Below are 14,437 nucleotides of genomic sequence, written 5' to 3' on the forward strand. Positions count from 1 at the left end.
TAAAGTCATAGCAAGCAGCGTTTTGCATCATTGCCCGAGGTCAACCTACATGCGCAGCATATACGTATTTGATGATATACAGCAGGTCTATCACGATTTTCTCGCTAACCGTCAATATCCCCGTTTGGAAAGCTTAAATAATTGGGGAAAAAACCGTTTTTTCTTTAGTCAATATTTCCGTATGATTGAAGATTGGTATTTAACTGAACAAATTGTCATTGAGTTCAATCATCAGTTTTATAGCCTTGATACTGGCAGTGCTCCCGATTTTATGGATCAAGAAAAATACATCGCTTGGCTAATGGAGCAACTTCAAATTCTAAGATAGTTTTAAAATTATTATTTTAAAAATAAGACTAAAAATGAGTCATGTTTCACTTGAAAATTCGGTAATTTAGATAAGCTTAATATAAGGTGGATTATGAACTTGATTTAAAGATAAGTGCTTGATTCAGACTTAAAAGCGATAAACTGATATAAAAACAATGACTATAAGGCATAATTTGTTAGTTAAATTTGCAAATTGCATACATCTATTTGAAAAAATTGTGAAAAAAAATAACCTAAAATACTGTGGAAATTTTAACCCGTTTTTAAAACATTCAGCGATAACTCAGAACAAGATGAGCTGACATGCATTGATAAAACCCAAACATAAAAAGGGGTTTGAATTCAAATTTTAAAAACAGAATTAGAGAAGATTACTTTTACTCTATGAAAAATTTAGTACTGCTATGGCTCGCCATTTTTGCGGTTTCATTGGTGTCTATTGGTTATACCTATGAATTATTTATCAGCCCTGTTTGGGTGGTAAACCCATTTGCGGCTTATGGTTTAATTTTGCTGCGAAAGCATTTAAGCCATGATTTATTGATTGTAGTTTTTGGCTTCAGCGCTATTTTTGTGGCTGCACTTGTGGTCGATCATGTCAAAAGCATTGAAGATAAATTTTTATTGTGCGCGATTTCAGCACTACAAATTTGGGTGTTTGTAAAAATCTATTTGGCACTCAGTCATTTAAAAACCAATCGTTTTAAACACACCATGATGTTGACCGTACCGAGTATTGTCAGTGCATTTGCAGGAAGTTTAATCTTTGTTGCGTGCTTTCAAATGGATAATCAATATTTTGCTTTTGTCGATTATTTTCTAGAACAGTTTGCAACCAGTCTAGCTGTGGTGTGTTTACTTTTTGGTTTTAACCAATGGGCAAACGTTCCGCTCTTAGATTACGTGTACTTAGTGGTGGCATTGCTCATCCAGTACGTGATTCCAAATGATCAAATTTTTTATGCATGTATGGTGCTACCACTGCTGATGTGCTACTACGCAGTGAAATATAAACTGAAAACATTTTGTTTGCTTATCGGCTTAATGACACTGATTTGTGGATGGTATGGTGCGATGCCACTAGCAGGAGAGTATTGGTCTGATGCCCAAGTTCATATGTTGTCTCGGATCAGTTCTTATCGTTTAGCTTTGGGTATTTATCTCATTATTTTCTTATTTATATGTGAGTTATATGCACGTAATAGACGCCTGTATTTGGCACTGCAACGGGTGAGCTTTTGCGATGAATTAACAGGACTTAAAAACCGTCATGCCTCTAAAGAACAAATGGTTGCACAAGAGAGCCTTGAAAATGGTTGTATCATCTTATTGGATGTAGACAATTTTAAGAAAATAAATGATCAATATGGGCATCAAGTGGGTGATGCTGTGTTGGTGCATTTAGCTAAAATTTTAAAAAAATGTAGTCCTTATAATAGTTTTATTAGTCGCTGGGGTGGAGAGGAATTCCTGATTTTGCTTGAGGATTATGATCTAGACAAAGCACAAGATTTGTGTGAGTCGATCTTAAATGCCTGCGAAAAAAATCCATATAAGCTGGATCGTACACGTTTGGAAGTGACGTTTAGTATGGGGCTGACGACCTTTAAGCAATTAGATTTATCAAAACTCAAGTACTTTACAGCAAGTCGATGCGTGTTTGTATCAAGCGAAAGCACAAGGTAAAAACCAATTTGTGACGCATAAAATTATTCCAGCAGTTTTATAATTTGCACAAATGTATTTAGTTAAGCAAAAAAAAGATGCCATTTCGGCATCTTTTTTTAAAATCAGAAATTAAGCTGATTTTTTGAACCAAGAGAAAAAGCCTTTTTTCTCAGCTTTAGCAGCTTCAGCTTTTTTCTCAGCACATTTTTTTGCGCAGTCTTTTTTCGCTTCAGCTTTTACAGCTTCAGTATTTGCTACAGCAGCGTCTTTAGCTTCAGTTGTTTTTTCAACGACAGCATCTTTCGCAGCGACTGTTTTAGCCACAGCAACATCTTTAGTTGCAACAGCTGCATCTTTTACAGCTTCAGTTTTTGCTACAACAGTTTCTTTCGATTCCATTGTTTTAGCTACAGTCGCATCTTTAGCTGCTACTGTTTTAGCAACAGTTGCTTCTTTCGCAGTTTCAGCTTTTGCTACAACAGCTTTTTTAGCATCTACAGCTTTCGCTTTTGTAGTTTCTTTGATTGTTAAAGTTTTTGTTTCAGTTGCTTTTTCAGTGACAGCAACTTGGTTTTTAGCAATATCTTTAGTTACTTTTGCAGCTGCAACAGTAGCAGTTTTAGCTTCTACTGCTTGTGCTTTTACAGTTTCAACTACAGTAGCTGGTTTTTGTTCAACAGCTGTAGCCGCCATTGTAGAAGTTGTCGCAGCAACTAAAGCCATTGCTAAAGTAGTTTTGATTGCGTTCATAGTCATCACTCTATAAAACTTAGTTAAAATAAGGCATTGTAAATTCTATGCCTTATATTGCCGTTGTAGGTTACAACTTAGAACGCATGCTGCTTATTTGTGTGAATAATCCACTAATGTTACAAACGAATAACAGAGGGAGAACTTACAAAGGCAAGCCGTGACAAATTAAACTGTCTTTTCGACACTTATCAGGTGGAATACTTTGTTAGGCTGAAGCTAGATTGATCGCTATTTATTGATCTATATAACAAGATGAAACTGTGGAGTTAAAACAAAATGAATCAATTGATGGGTTATAAAGAACTCCCAATATGGACTCAGCAGACCATTCCGGAGGGTTTTAAACGTCAGCACAATACCAAGGCAGGGACATGGGCAAAACTCACCGTGCTGCAAGGTGAAGTGAATTTTGCCATGTTAGATGATGCTGGAAAGGTCTTGTCCGAACATGTATTTAGTCCAGCGCAGCAGCCGCCATTTATTGAACCTCAGGCGTGGCATAAAATTGTTTCTGTTAGTGATGATGTGCAATGTCAGCTGAGTTTTTATTGCCAACCACAGGATTATTTTAATAAGAAGTATCAACTCAGCCCAACGCACTCAGAAATTTTGGCAGCAGCGCCGTATTTGCAAGGTGGTCGTGCTTTAGATGTGGGGTGCGGGCAGGGGCGTAATGCCTTATATCTCAGTCAAATGGGGTATGAGGTGGATGCTTGGGATGTGAATACCCAAAGTTTAGAAAAATTCCAGCAAATCATTGATGCCGAAGATATTCAGCAGATTCATGTCGCACAGCGGGATTTGAATGCTGATCCAAGCATTTCTGGCAGTTATGATTTTATTTGCTGTACCGTGGTGATGATGTTCCTGCAAGCCAAGACAGTGAAGCCACTGATTCAGCAGATGCAAAAAGCCACGAATATTAATGGCTATAACCTGATTGTTTGCGCGATGGATACTGATGATATTCCAGCGCAGCCCGACTTTCCTTTTGCCTTCAAGCCGGGGCAGTTAAGTGAGCTTTATCAAGGATGGAAGCTGATCAAATACAATGAAGATATTGGAGAATTGCATCGGGTAGATGAGCAGGGTAAGCGGATCAAACAGCATTTTGCCACCATGCTGGCACAAAAAGTTTCAGCTTAAATTTTGAAATTTTAATTGCAGGCTGAAAGTTTAAATAAAGTCTGTATTTAACAAGAAGAAAAAAGGGATGTCAGATGACATCCCTTTGCAGTTTAAAACGCAGAATTAAGCTGCTTTTTTAAACCAAGAGAAAAAGCCTTTTTTCTCAGCTTTTACTGCTGCTTCAACAGGTGCTGCTTTTACAGCTTCGACTTGTTGTGCTGCTTCAGTTTTTGCTTCTGCTGTTTTAGCCATTGCAGTTTCTTTTGCTTCTGTAGTTTTCACAACAGCTTCTGTTTTTACTGCTTCAGCTTTAGTGTCAGCTGCTTTTTTCATTTCAGCAGGTGCAGCTTTTGCTGCTTCTACTTTTTTAGCTGTTTCAGTTTTTGCAGCAATAGCTTTGGCATCAGCAGCTTTTTTAGCTTCAGTTGCTTGTTGTTTAGCAGCTTCTGCTTTAGCTACAGCAGCCTGTTTGTTAGCAGTGGTCTTCGCTGTAGCATCTTGTGCCTTAACAGTTGCAGTCGCTACTTTCGCTTGAGCTGGTGCAACGGCTTGAATCGCATTTGCTTGTACTTGCGCTTTCATTGCAGCAACAGGAGAAGTTACTTCAGCAGCCATAGCAGAAGCTGAAGTTGCAACGATTGCAGTTGCAAGCAGTGTTTTAAGCATAGTCATGTTAAACCCCATAGGAGAAAAGGAGGGAAGAGATAGAAATATGATACGCCTATGAAATTTAACTGGCTGAGGAATAGGATTTTAATGGTTGAATACTGGGCTAATGTTACAAATTTATAAATTTAATAATTTTAGCTGCTTATGTTTTATTTTGAATTCTTAACGGTCAAGCCTAAAAAATAGTACACTGCAGAGATCATAGTTCTGTAAGTGTTAGTCCTTTATGTCTTACGCTAAATCAATAAATAGATTAAAAATAAAAGGCTTTAAGTCCTTAGTAGATGTAGATATAACTCTAAATTCTCTAAATGTGTTATTAGGTGCTAATGGAGCAGGTAAAAGTAACTTAGTAAGTTATTTCCGTTTATTGGGAAATATAATTGATAAAAAATTACAATATTATGTTTCGGAACAAGGAGGTGCAGAACGAATCCTTTCTAATGGAATAAAAGAATGTGACAAATTACAATCATTTGTCAGCTTTGGTCTTAATGGTTATTACTTTGATTTAAGACCTACCGTTGATGGTGGACTCGTTTTCAAGGAAGAAAAAACTTATTTTGATGGTCCCTATTATGGTGAAACCTATACTTCATTAGGCTCTGGTCATAAAGAGGCATTATTAAAAGATGAATATGAAAAATCTAGACCTGGATCAGTTATTAGCTATTGTTATGAATCAGTAAAAAACTGGCGTGTTTATCATTTTCATGACACGACAGATACAGCAGCAGTAAAGAGAAAATGTTCATTACATGATAATAAATACTTAAGACCTGCAGCTGATAATCTGGCAGCGTTTTTATACGATCTTAAACATAATCATCAAGCTGAATATCAAAAAATTGTCAAAGTTATTAGATTAGCATTGCCATATTTTGATGACTTTGTACTGGAACCAGAAGAATTAGCGACAGAAGAAAAACAAATCCGATTATTATGGAGACAAAAGAATAGCGATTATGACTTATGGCCTACTCAGCTATCTGATGGTTCCTTGCGATTTATATGTTTAGCAACAGCTTTGCTTCAGCCTTCCCCTCCTTCAACCATAATTATTGATGAACCTGAGTTGGGGTTACATCCATATGCTATTGTTTTATTAGGCAGTTTATTAAAAACGGCATCACAGCGTATGCAAGTAATTGTATCTACACAATCAGTTCCTTTAGTTGATCAATTCAGTATTGATAATCTAATTATTGTGGAAAGAGACCATGAAGGAACAAAATTCAAAAAACTAAGTTCAGAGGAGTTCTCGAACTGGTTGGAAGATTATTCTTTAGGAGAGCTTTGGGAGAAAAATATTTTGGGTGGGAGACCTGGAGCATGGTAAGAGTTCATATTATTTGTGAAGGTCAAACAGAAGAAACATTCATTAAAGAAGTACTACAGCCCATTTTTAGTCCAAAAGGTATTTATTTGTTTCCAGCCTTAATTGGAAGGCCAGGCCATAAAGGAGGAGCTGTTAATTATCAAAGAATGTTACAAGATATTCGTAATCGCTTAGCTGATAGGCTAGCATTTTGTACAACATTCTTTGATTTTTATGGTCTTGATAAAAATTTCCCTGGAAAAGAGCAAGCTCTTACTCAGAACTGTTTGGAAAGAAAAAAAATTATTTTAGAAGAAAAATTTAAAGAAAAACTTGTTGCCGATTTAGGTGAGGAAATAACAAGGAATTTTTTTCCATATGTTCAAATGTATGAGTTCGAAGGTTTGTTGTTTTCTAGTCCAGAAGCCATTGCAAATAATTTAACTGTTAATTTAGGTGTGATTGAATCAATTATTCAACAATTTGAAACGCCTGAGCATATTAATAATAGTCCACAAACAGCTCCAAGCAAGCGATTAGAATCTTTAAATAGGGCTTATGATAAAGTTCTGATGGGTTCTTTAATTGCTTTAGATATTGGTGTGGATGAAATTAGACAAAAGTGCAAAGGCTTTGATGAATGGCTTGGGAATATAGAAAGATTAGCTAACTAGTAAATAAAAAACCCCGCATAAAGCGGGGTTTTCTTTGGTCACGTATTTAAGAATTAAACACGTTCGATCACTGTCGCGATACCTTGACCAAGACCAATACACATCGTTGCAAGACCAATTTGTGTATCTTGTTGTTCCATCACGTTCAGCAAAGTCGTTGTGATACGCGCACCAGAACAACCCAATGGGTGACCCAATGCAATCGCACCACCGTTCAAGTTCACACGGTCTTGTTGGTCATAAATGCCTAAGCCTTTAAGAACAGACAAACCTTGTGCTGCGAACGCTTCGTTCAATTCAAACGTTTGAATATCAGCAATTGACAAGCCAGCACGTTTAAGCGCTTTTTGAGTTGCTGGTACAGGACCATAACCCATGATCGCAGCATCACAGCCTGCAACCGCCATAGAACGAATCACAGCACGTGGCTTAAGACCTAGCGCTTGAGCACGTTCAGCAGACATAAGCAACATTGCAGAAGCACCATCAGACAACGCTGAAGATGTCGCAGCAGTTACCGTACCGCCTTTCGGGTCAAATACTGGACGTAAAGATTGGAACGCTTCAAGGTTCGCATCAGGACGAATCACTTCATCGACATCGCACAGGATTTTGAAGCCATTCGCATCGTGACCTTCAACGCCCACGATTTCATTTTTGAAACGACCTTCTTGTGTTGCAGCCCAAGCACGGCGGTGTGATTCAACACCAAACGCATCTTGTTCTTCACGAGAAATACCGTTCATACGACCTAACATTTCAGCCGTTAAGCCCATCATGTTAGACGCTTTTGCATAGTGCTTAGACGCTTCAGGGTTGATGTCGATGCCGTGCATCATGCCAACGTGACCCATGTGCTCCACACCACCGATGATGAAAATATCACCTTGGTTAGTTGCAATTTGCGCAGCCGCAGTATGGATTGCTTGCATAGAAGAACCACACAGACGGTTCACTGTTTGACCTGCAACAGTACGTGGTAAGTCTGCTAACAATGCAATGTTACGACCAATGTTCATACCTTGCTCTAGGGTTTGGTTTACACAGCCCCAGATTACGTCTTCAACTTCATTGGTATCAAACTGGTTACGAGCAACAAGCGCACGTACTAATTCAGCAGATAAGCTGTCAGCACGGACGTTACGGAACATACCATTTTTGGTTTTACCCATTGCTGAACGTACGCCATCAACGATGACAACGTCACGTGGATTTAAAGTAGCCATTCACGTTGCTCCTTAACCGTAGAATTTTTTATTGTTTGCAGCCATGTCACGCAACATTTGTGGCGCTTCATAAGCCTTACCTAAATACGCATATTTGTCGCAAAGCGCTACGTATTCAGCGACACCTGTTTGGTCGATGTAACGGCATGGACCACCACGGAATGGAGGGAAACCTACACCCATGATCATCGCCATATCTGCTTCAGCAGCAGTCGCTACGATGTTGTCTTCTAGGCAACGAACAGTTTCGTTACAGAACGTCAGCATCATACGGTCAATGATTTCTTGCGCATCAAATTCACGTTTTTCCGCAGTTGCAACAGAAGCCACAAGTTCATAAGCCACTGGATCAACCACTTTGGCTTTCTTACCTTTACGGTCAAGTTCGTATTTGTAGAAACCAACGTCATTCTTTTGACCAAGACGTTTGTTTTCGTACATGGTTAAAGTTGCGCCTTTATAGTCTGGCTTCATGCGGTCAGGGAAACCTTCCGCCATAACTTCTGCACCGTGTACGCCTGTGTCGATACCCACAACGTCGATGAGGTAAGCAGGACCCATAGGCCAGCCGAATTTTTCCATCACTTTATCAACTTGCTGGAAGTCAGCACCGTCTTTCAGTAGAAGGTCAAATGCACCGAAGTAAGGGAACAGTACGCGGTTTACAAGGAAGCCCGGGCAGTCATTTACCACGATTGGCGTTTTACCCATTTTCTGAGCAAGAACCACAGTCGTTGCGATTGCCTCAGCAGATGTTTTCTCACCACGGATCACTTCAACCAATGGCATCATGTGAACTGGGTTAAAGAAGTGCATACCGACAAAGTTTTCAGGACGTTGTAGGTTTTCAGCCAAACGTGTGATTGAAATTGTTGAAGTGTTTGAAGCAATGATCGTGTTGTCACGAACGTTCTTCTCAGTTTCAGCAAGTACGATACCTTTTACTTTCGGGTTCTCTGTTACTGCTTCAATCACGATGTCCACTTCTTTAAACTCGTCATAGCTTAAAGTCGGACGGATGCGCGCAAGAGTTTCACCCATTTGAGCAGGCTTCATTTTCTTACGGTCAACTTGTTTGGTCAGTAAGCCATTGGCTTCTTTCATACCTAAAGCAAGTTGTGGGTTACCAATGTCTTTCATGATGATTGGCGTGCCTTTGCTTGCCGCTTGGTAAGCAATACCACCACCCATGATACCTGCGCCTAATACAGCGGCTTGGTTGACAGGGTGAGCACCTTTTTCATATTTCTTCGAAGTTTTCTTCACAATTTGGTCGTTAAGGAATAAACCAATTAACGCACCAGCTTGTGGAGTTACCGCAGCTTTAGCAAAACCTTGTGCTTCGATTTTCAATGCTTCATCACGTGGAAGGCTTGCACCTGCTTGTAATGAGTCTAGAAGAAGTTTTGGCGCTGGGTATTGTGCAGGGTTTGCTTTAGCAAGAACTGCACCTTTCGCTGTATTGAATGCCATCATTTGTTCAAGCATGTTCAATTTAACAGGATCCAATTTTTCTTGGCGTTTTGCTTTCCAGTCTAGACGGCCAGCAATTGCTTGTTTCACAAGGTCAATTGCAGCGTCTTGTAGTTTGTCTGCAGCAACAACCGCATCAACTGCACCGTCTTTGAGCGCAGCAGCAGGTTTCTTTGGATTAGCCATTGCCATCCATTCAACCGCATTGTCGATACCAATCACGCGGCTTAAACGAACCGTACCACCAAAACCTGGGTAGATACCAAGTTTGATTTCTGGAAGGCCAACTTGTGCAGCTTCTGACATCACACGATAGTCACACACTAAACACATTTCAAAACCGCCGCCCAATGCCATACCATTGATTGCAGCAACCTTAGGAACGTTTAAATCTTCAAACGCATTGAAGATGTCGTGAACAGGCAATGCCCAATCCACAATCGCTTGTTCGCCTTGAGCGAAGTTCGCACCAAATTCAGTGATGTCTGCACCAACGATAAATGTAGATTTACCTGAAGTTACGATTAAACCTTTGATATCACCGTTTGCTTTAACAGCGTCAATCGCAGCTTTAAAATCTTCAATGGTTGCGCGGTTAAATTTGTTGACCGACTCACCTTGTAAGTCAAAGCGGAATTCTGCAATTCCGTCCGAAAGCATTTGGACGGTAATGGCATTGCCAGCGTGGATCATGCCTGATCTCCTTTATTTTGGAGGACTTCTAAGTTGATGTTGTGAAGCGAGTACGCGCTTCCTGCGTACACTTTTTGCCTCGCTAATCTTACGATAACTATATCCAAAAAGAATATAACAAGTTGTATCAAGCCGTGACGCTAGGGTCATCAATTTTTCGTTTTGAAAACTGATTGTTATAAGTCTTTTTAGTGCGCGTTCTAATAAAATGTGCTGAAGCTTATGTTTCAATTCACATTTTATTTCGAAAACTATTTTTTATATTGGGTAAATCAGATAAAAATCAAGAAAATGCAAGGATAATTTTTGGCAGAATGGTCAATCGCTCAGTTGTTTCAAGGTATGACTTTATGCAACACAGTGTTCTATGGCGTATATTTAAGCGAAAATAATCGCTATGTTACAATGTCCTGGTTTTTAAAATTCTTTTCTTGATTTAAGCATTTTGCTTCAACGCTCCAGGTCCTTGTATGATTAAGTGGATTATCCTGGCGGTCTTTGTCATTTCTGCTTTTTATATTCAGCAGCGCGGTAAGGTTCGTCATTCCTTTTATCGTCAGTTCTTTGATCACTCTACGCTACTCGCACCGATTAATTTTCTGATGTACATGTTTTCCAAAGTACCCAATCAACCTTATATCGAAACACAACACTTTAAAGATTTAAAAGTGTTGGATGAACATTGGGAAATGATTCGTGATGAAGCGAAAGCATTGTATGAACAGGGTGGGATTAAAGCTTCAAGCAGTTATGATGATTTAGGCTTTAACTCATTTTTTAAGACGGGGTGGAAGCGATTTTATTTAAAGTGGTATGACTCCGCACATCCATCAGCGGCGGAGCTTTGCCCGAAAACCACGGCTTTACTCAAAACATTACCTTCGATTAAAGCGGCAATGTTTACTGAGTTGGCGCCCGATAGTCGTTTGGTTCGCCATCGTGACCCTTATGCGGGTTCATTACGTTATCATTTGGGGCTATTAACGCCGAATGATGATCGCTGTTTTATTGATGTCGATGGACAACGTTACTCATGGCGTGATGGTGAAAGTGTGGTATTTGATGAGACTTATATTCACTATGCAGAAAATAAAACTGAAGAAAATCGTATTATTTTCTTTGCCGATGTAGAGCGCCCTTTAACATCTAAATGGATGGAACGTTTTAATCATTGGTTTGGTAAAAATGTGATGACTGCGGCGAGTTCACCGAATGAAAGTGGTGATCAAACGGGTGGCTTAAACAAGGTCTTTGGCTATGTCTATCAGCTTCGAATTAAAGCCAAAGCACTGAAAAAAACCAATCGCTCAATGTACTATTTCCTAAAATGGTTCTTGATGCTAAGTATTTTCTTCCTTATTTTTGTTCGCCCATATTTATTTTAAAAGTGTAATAAATATTTAAAAAATGCGCCCTTAGGGGCGTTTTTTTATGCTGACAGCATGCAAAATATCGGTTATCGTGAATGCAGAATAAAAAAAATAAAATGTTTAATGAGAGCTAGAACAGCGTGCTAAGGACATAGGCGTATTGTCGCGTTTTGCTATTCGGAGATGCATTGCGACTTCAAGGAAAACAATACAGTTCGGTCAAAATTTAAAGAACAACCACAATATCGCTTGATGACAAATAGAGCAGAATTTTTCAATAAAGATGCAGTATTTGTCTATACATCACATATGGTCATTGACCCTCATATGATGAGCATACTCTGGTTTGGGGATAGGGTAATCTAAGATGAAAGCGACAAATCAGACCTTAATGCATCAAATGCATATTTCGATGCAGGATATTGAACGGCGTAAACAATTACTCGGATTGACGGATCAGGAACTCGCAGAACTGGCTTCAATTGGTGGCATAGTCGCACCTATTTTAGACACCATGGTCGATGAATTTTATGAAAATCAGACCTCAATTCCTGAAATTGCCACGTTGATTGGTGATTTAGATACCTTAAAGCGACTGCAACGCGCGCAGCATCAATATTTATTGGATTTATTTTCTGGGCGTTATGACAGTGCTTATGTGAATAACCGCTTACGCATTGGCTTGGTGCATAAACGCATTGGAGTTGAGCCTAAGCTGTATTTGTCGGCTGTACATACTTTAAAAACTATGCTGTTTAGTTTGATACGACGCACTTTTAATGATGTGGAACAGTGCCATGGCATTGTGAATACCTTAGAAAAACTATTCATGTTCGATACCACATTGGTGGTTGAAACCTATGTCTGGAGTCTAATTAGTGAGGTGAAGGTTTCACGTGAAAAAATGGAACAATATGCGCATACACTTGAGTTCCGTGCACAAGAAATGGAGGAGCTTTCTCAACGTGATCCGTTGACAGGATTACTGAATGTTCGACATCTATCTTCCATGCTCACCAGTATTTTATATACCGCACAGCGAAATCTAGATCCAGTTACTGTAGTGTTTATCGACATCAATGATTTTAAGAAAATTAATGATGAGCAAGGGCACCCTAAAGGCGATCAAGTTTTACAAACGGTCGCTGAGGCGATTAAGTCGGTCGCGCGGTTAGATGATCATTGTTTTCGCTATGGTGGGGACGAATTTTGTTTGGTGTTACCGGGGTGTACTGAACTGCATGTGCAAAGTAGTTTTATTCCGCGATTACTTGAAACCGTGGAAGAAATGGAAAGTGGCTTGAGTTTGAGTATTGGTGTGCGCCAGACGGATCATATTAGTGGCTATATTGATGCCATGACGTTGGTGCAACAGGCAGATGCCGAAATGTATTTGGTCAAGAAGCAATACAAAGCCAGTCAAGGTGAGGTGTCATAAGCAGCCACAGGCTCTTAACGCTATACTGGAAAAATGATGCTTTAATCAATGCGGAATGAGTGAAAAAATATTCTCTCGCATCCATGCGCTTGGCTAAATCTTGTATAGAATAAAAGCAGCTTATGAGGGGGTAAGATGCAAGTATTTCATTCTAAAAAAGATTGGTGGGTGGTCGCATTTATTATTTGTATGAGTGGTTTACTCATCCAGTTATTACTCACCATGCAAGCTAAAGGCACGATGCAGCAATATCCTGTGCATAGCGCAGTGTATATTTTGACGGTGCTATTGCTTTGGTGGCCCTTCAATACGCGTTATCTGATTTCTGCGGAACAGCTGAATATTCGCAGTATGTTTGTAGGTTGGCAGATTCCATTACAGAATATCCAGCGAATTAGCCCAAGTCAGGATTTATCGGCAGCACCTGCGCTTTCCATTAAACGTTTAAAAATTGAATATGTACAAGATGGCAAAACCAAATTTGTCATGGTTTCACCAAAAGATCCGCAAGCTTTTGCTAAAGCGATTGGTGTTCCAATCCAATAAATATAAGAATGCAGAATAAAGGCATGTGAGCATGCCTTTTAAAGACAAGTGAATTATTTAAGAATAACCAATTGTCCAAGTTGTGCATCTAGGTGTATTTCAGTTTGTTCGGGATAATTCAAAAAATATACAGCCAAAATGGGCTCAAGTTCGACTCGAATTTTTCGTGCTAGATGGCGCGCACCGTAACGAATATCGTGGTTTTGATAAAAATGTGCTTTTGCAGCATCCGTAAGCTGAATGCTACGTTTTTGATGTTGTAGGCGTTGATTAAGTTTTTCCAATTCAATTTCCACCAGTTTCGGCAGTGCATCATCTTGCACAGGTTGGTATTGCAACACACGATCAATACGGTTAATAAATTCAGGGTCAAATTTACGCTGCATGACTTTTTTAATAATGCTGCTGACAGGCACACGTTTCAGACAAACCTTTTGAATTTTTTCGGGTAAAAAATTCAGCTTATCTAAATATTGCTGTGCTGCTTGTGCGCCGACATTGCTGGTCATAAAGATCATGCAATTACGAAAGTCGATGGTTTTAGTGCCGGATGTCAGGGTTAATTTGCCACTGTCCAATACATTCATTAAGCCACGCAAAACTTCGGTTGAGGCTTTTTCCAATTCATCAAATAAAACAATACCCGGGCGTGTGTGGCTGCCGGCAATCGCTGTTTCATCAAACAGACTATGACCTTCTTTTGAACCGACATAACCCGGAGGCGCACCAGTAATTGCAGCGGCATAATGTTCTTGGGCTAGGGTATTCATATCAATGCGGCAAAAAGCATCGGGGCGACCATAGATGACTTCACTGATCAAGCGCACGGTTTCAGTTTTGCCAACACCAGTTGGGCCGAGCATTAAGGTGACAGAAAGTGGACGCTCAGGACTAGAAAAATCTGCTTTAACTACATGCAGCATTTTTTCAATTTCATTTAACGCATCCTCTTGACCGATAATGCGTTGCTTTAAAAGCTGCATGACCTCAAGCGGTTCAAAATGAAAACGAGGCTTCCCCATCAAACGTTTTTTTTCGGCATTACTTAAGGTCGAAGTCGTCGGTTTTACCACATGAATGGCGGGATTAGCATTCGTCATGCATTATGTTCCTATGGTGGGATGTTCTGAGCATAGCAAAATTAGAATTTT

13 protein-coding genes are annotated in these 14,437 nt (G+C 39.6%); 8 read left to right on the plus strand and 5 right to left on the minus strand.

Features of this window, described 5'->3' with window-relative positions; all coding sequences use genetic code 11:
* The first annotated feature begins 49 nt into the window (after nt 1-49).
* Together FTT84_RS00245 and FTT84_RS00250 are read left to right on the plus strand one after the other, a co-directional pair.
* Nucleotides 50-328, plus strand: coding sequence for a hypothetical protein (locus tag FTT84_RS00245; protein ID WP_180079534.1), 279 nt, complete (start codon nt 50-52; stop codon nt 326-328).
* A gap of 386 nt (nt 329-714) precedes the next feature.
* The gene (locus FTT84_RS00250; protein WP_180079536.1) at nt 715-2,016 is read left to right on the plus strand and encodes a GGDEF domain-containing protein; all 1,302 of its coding nucleotides are present in this window, start codon (nt 715-717) and stop codon (nt 2,014-2,016) included.
* 111 nt (nt 2,017-2,127) lie between these two features.
* On the opposite strand, the gene FTT84_RS00255 is transcribed toward FTT84_RS00250, so the two are convergent.
* Nucleotides 2,128-2,748, minus strand: coding sequence for a hypothetical protein (locus tag FTT84_RS00255; RefSeq protein ID WP_180079538.1), 621 nt, complete (start codon nt 2,746-2,748; stop codon nt 2,128-2,130).
* A gap of 279 nt (nt 2,749-3,027) precedes the next feature.
* On the opposite strand from FTT84_RS00255, the gene tehB reads away from it, so the two are divergent.
* A complete protein-coding gene (gene tehB / locus FTT84_RS00260; protein WP_180079540.1) occupies nt 3,028-3,897 on the plus strand; it encodes an SAM-dependent methyltransferase TehB in 870 nt (289 codons plus the stop codon).
* 105 nt (nt 3,898-4,002) lie between these two features.
* Here the strand turns inward: tehB and FTT84_RS00265 are convergent, their stop codons facing one another.
* On the minus strand, nt 4,003-4,551 hold the full coding sequence (locus FTT84_RS00265) for a hypothetical protein (RefSeq protein ID WP_180079542.1): 549 nt from the start codon (nt 4,549-4,551) through the stop codon (nt 4,003-4,005).
* Between the two features lie 223 nt (nt 4,552-4,774).
* Here FTT84_RS00265 and FTT84_RS00270 point away from each other — a divergent pair, with 223 nt between their 5' ends.
* Entirely contained in the window at nt 4,775-5,887 is a 1,113-nt protein-coding gene (locus tag FTT84_RS00270) for an AAA family ATPase (RefSeq protein WP_180079544.1), read from the plus strand.
* Nucleotides 5,881-6,540, plus strand: coding sequence for a DUF4276 family protein (locus tag FTT84_RS00275; RefSeq protein ID WP_180079546.1), 660 nt, complete (start codon nt 5,881-5,883; stop codon nt 6,538-6,540). The genes FTT84_RS00270 and FTT84_RS00275 overlap by 7 nt, the downstream gene beginning before the upstream one ends.
* Before the next feature lie 53 nt (nt 6,541-6,593).
* Here FTT84_RS00275 and fadA read toward each other — a convergent pair whose 3' ends face one another.
* Both fadA and fadB read right to left on the minus strand, forming a co-directional pair.
* A complete protein-coding gene (gene fadA, locus FTT84_RS00280; RefSeq protein ID WP_180079548.1) occupies nt 6,594-7,766 on the minus strand; it encodes an acetyl-CoA C-acyltransferase FadA in 1,173 nt (390 codons plus the stop codon).
* Nucleotides 7,767-7,778: 12 nt separating this feature from the next.
* The gene (gene fadB, locus FTT84_RS00285) at nt 7,779-9,932 is read right to left on the minus strand and encodes a fatty acid oxidation complex subunit alpha FadB (RefSeq protein ID WP_180057743.1); all 2,154 of its coding nucleotides are present in this window, start codon (nt 9,930-9,932) and stop codon (nt 7,779-7,781) included.
* Between the two features lie 470 nt (nt 9,933-10,402).
* Here fadB and lpxO point away from each other — a divergent pair, with 470 nt between their 5' ends.
* The 3 genes from lpxO to FTT84_RS00300 all read left to right on the plus strand — a co-directional run bounded on the left by lpxO (nt 10,403) and on the right by FTT84_RS00300 (nt 13,286).
* The gene (gene lpxO / locus FTT84_RS00290; protein WP_067761430.1) at nt 10,403-11,317 is read left to right on the plus strand and encodes a lipid A hydroxylase LpxO; all 915 of its coding nucleotides are present in this window, start codon (nt 10,403-10,405) and stop codon (nt 11,315-11,317) included.
* 352 nt (nt 11,318-11,669) lie between these two features.
* Nucleotides 11,670-12,740 (plus strand): protoglobin domain-containing protein, encoded by a 1,071-nt coding sequence (locus FTT84_RS00295; RefSeq protein WP_180057746.1) that lies wholly within the window; start codon nt 11,670-11,672, stop codon nt 12,738-12,740.
* 135 nt (nt 12,741-12,875) lie between these two features.
* A complete protein-coding gene (locus tag FTT84_RS00300) occupies nt 12,876-13,286 on the plus strand; it encodes a PH domain-containing protein (protein WP_180079550.1) in 411 nt (136 codons plus the stop codon).
* Between the two features lie 53 nt (nt 13,287-13,339).
* Here FTT84_RS00300 and FTT84_RS00305 read toward each other — a convergent pair whose 3' ends face one another.
* The gene (locus FTT84_RS00305; RefSeq protein ID WP_067761418.1) at nt 13,340-14,386 is read right to left on the minus strand and encodes an AAA family ATPase; all 1,047 of its coding nucleotides are present in this window, start codon (nt 14,384-14,386) and stop codon (nt 13,340-13,342) included.
* Nucleotides 14,387-14,437: the final 51 nt, after the last annotated feature.

It is taken from the genome of Acinetobacter sp. YH01019 (genome assembly GCF_013420285.1).
In the GTDB taxonomy this organism is placed as follows: Bacteria; Pseudomonadota; Gammaproteobacteria; order Pseudomonadales; family Moraxellaceae; genus Acinetobacter; species Acinetobacter gandensis.

What these genes read in the sequence shown, in the direction of transcription:
- FTT84_RS00265 (WP_180079542.1), bottom strand. Translation starts at nt 4,551, where the DNA reads ATGACTATGCTTAAAACACTGCTTGCAACTGCAATCGTTGCAACTTCA.
- FTT84_RS00245 (WP_180079534.1), top strand. Translation starts at nt 50, where the DNA reads ATGCGCAGCATATACGTATTTGATGATATACAGCAGGTCTATCACGAT.
- FTT84_RS00305 (WP_067761418.1), bottom strand. Translation starts at nt 14,386, where the DNA reads ATGACGAATGCTAATCCCGCCATTCATGTGGTAAAACCGACGACTTCG.
- FTT84_RS00295 (WP_180057746.1), top strand. Translation starts at nt 11,670, where the DNA reads ATGAAAGCGACAAATCAGACCTTAATGCATCAAATGCATATTTCGATG.
- fadA (WP_180079548.1), bottom strand. Translation starts at nt 7,766, where the DNA reads ATGGCTACTTTAAATCCACGTGACGTTGTCATCGTTGATGGCGTACGT.
- tehB (WP_180079540.1), top strand. Translation starts at nt 3,028, where the DNA reads ATGAATCAATTGATGGGTTATAAAGAACTCCCAATATGGACTCAGCAG.
- FTT84_RS00275 (WP_180079546.1), top strand. Translation starts at nt 5,881, where the DNA reads ATGGTAAGAGTTCATATTATTTGTGAAGGTCAAACAGAAGAAACATTC.
- FTT84_RS00250 (WP_180079536.1), top strand. Translation starts at nt 715, where the DNA reads ATGAAAAATTTAGTACTGCTATGGCTCGCCATTTTTGCGGTTTCATTG.
- fadB (WP_180057743.1), bottom strand. Translation starts at nt 9,932, where the DNA reads ATGATCCACGCTGGCAATGCCATTACCGTCCAAATGCTTTCGGACGGA.
- FTT84_RS00255 (WP_180079538.1), bottom strand. Translation starts at nt 2,748, where the DNA reads ATGAACGCAATCAAAACTACTTTAGCAATGGCTTTAGTTGCTGCGACA.
- lpxO (WP_067761430.1), top strand. Translation starts at nt 10,403, where the DNA reads ATGATTAAGTGGATTATCCTGGCGGTCTTTGTCATTTCTGCTTTTTAT.
- FTT84_RS00300 (WP_180079550.1), top strand. Translation starts at nt 12,876, where the DNA reads ATGCAAGTATTTCATTCTAAAAAAGATTGGTGGGTGGTCGCATTTATT.
- FTT84_RS00270 (WP_180079544.1), top strand. Translation starts at nt 4,775, where the DNA reads ATGTCTTACGCTAAATCAATAAATAGATTAAAAATAAAAGGCTTTAAG.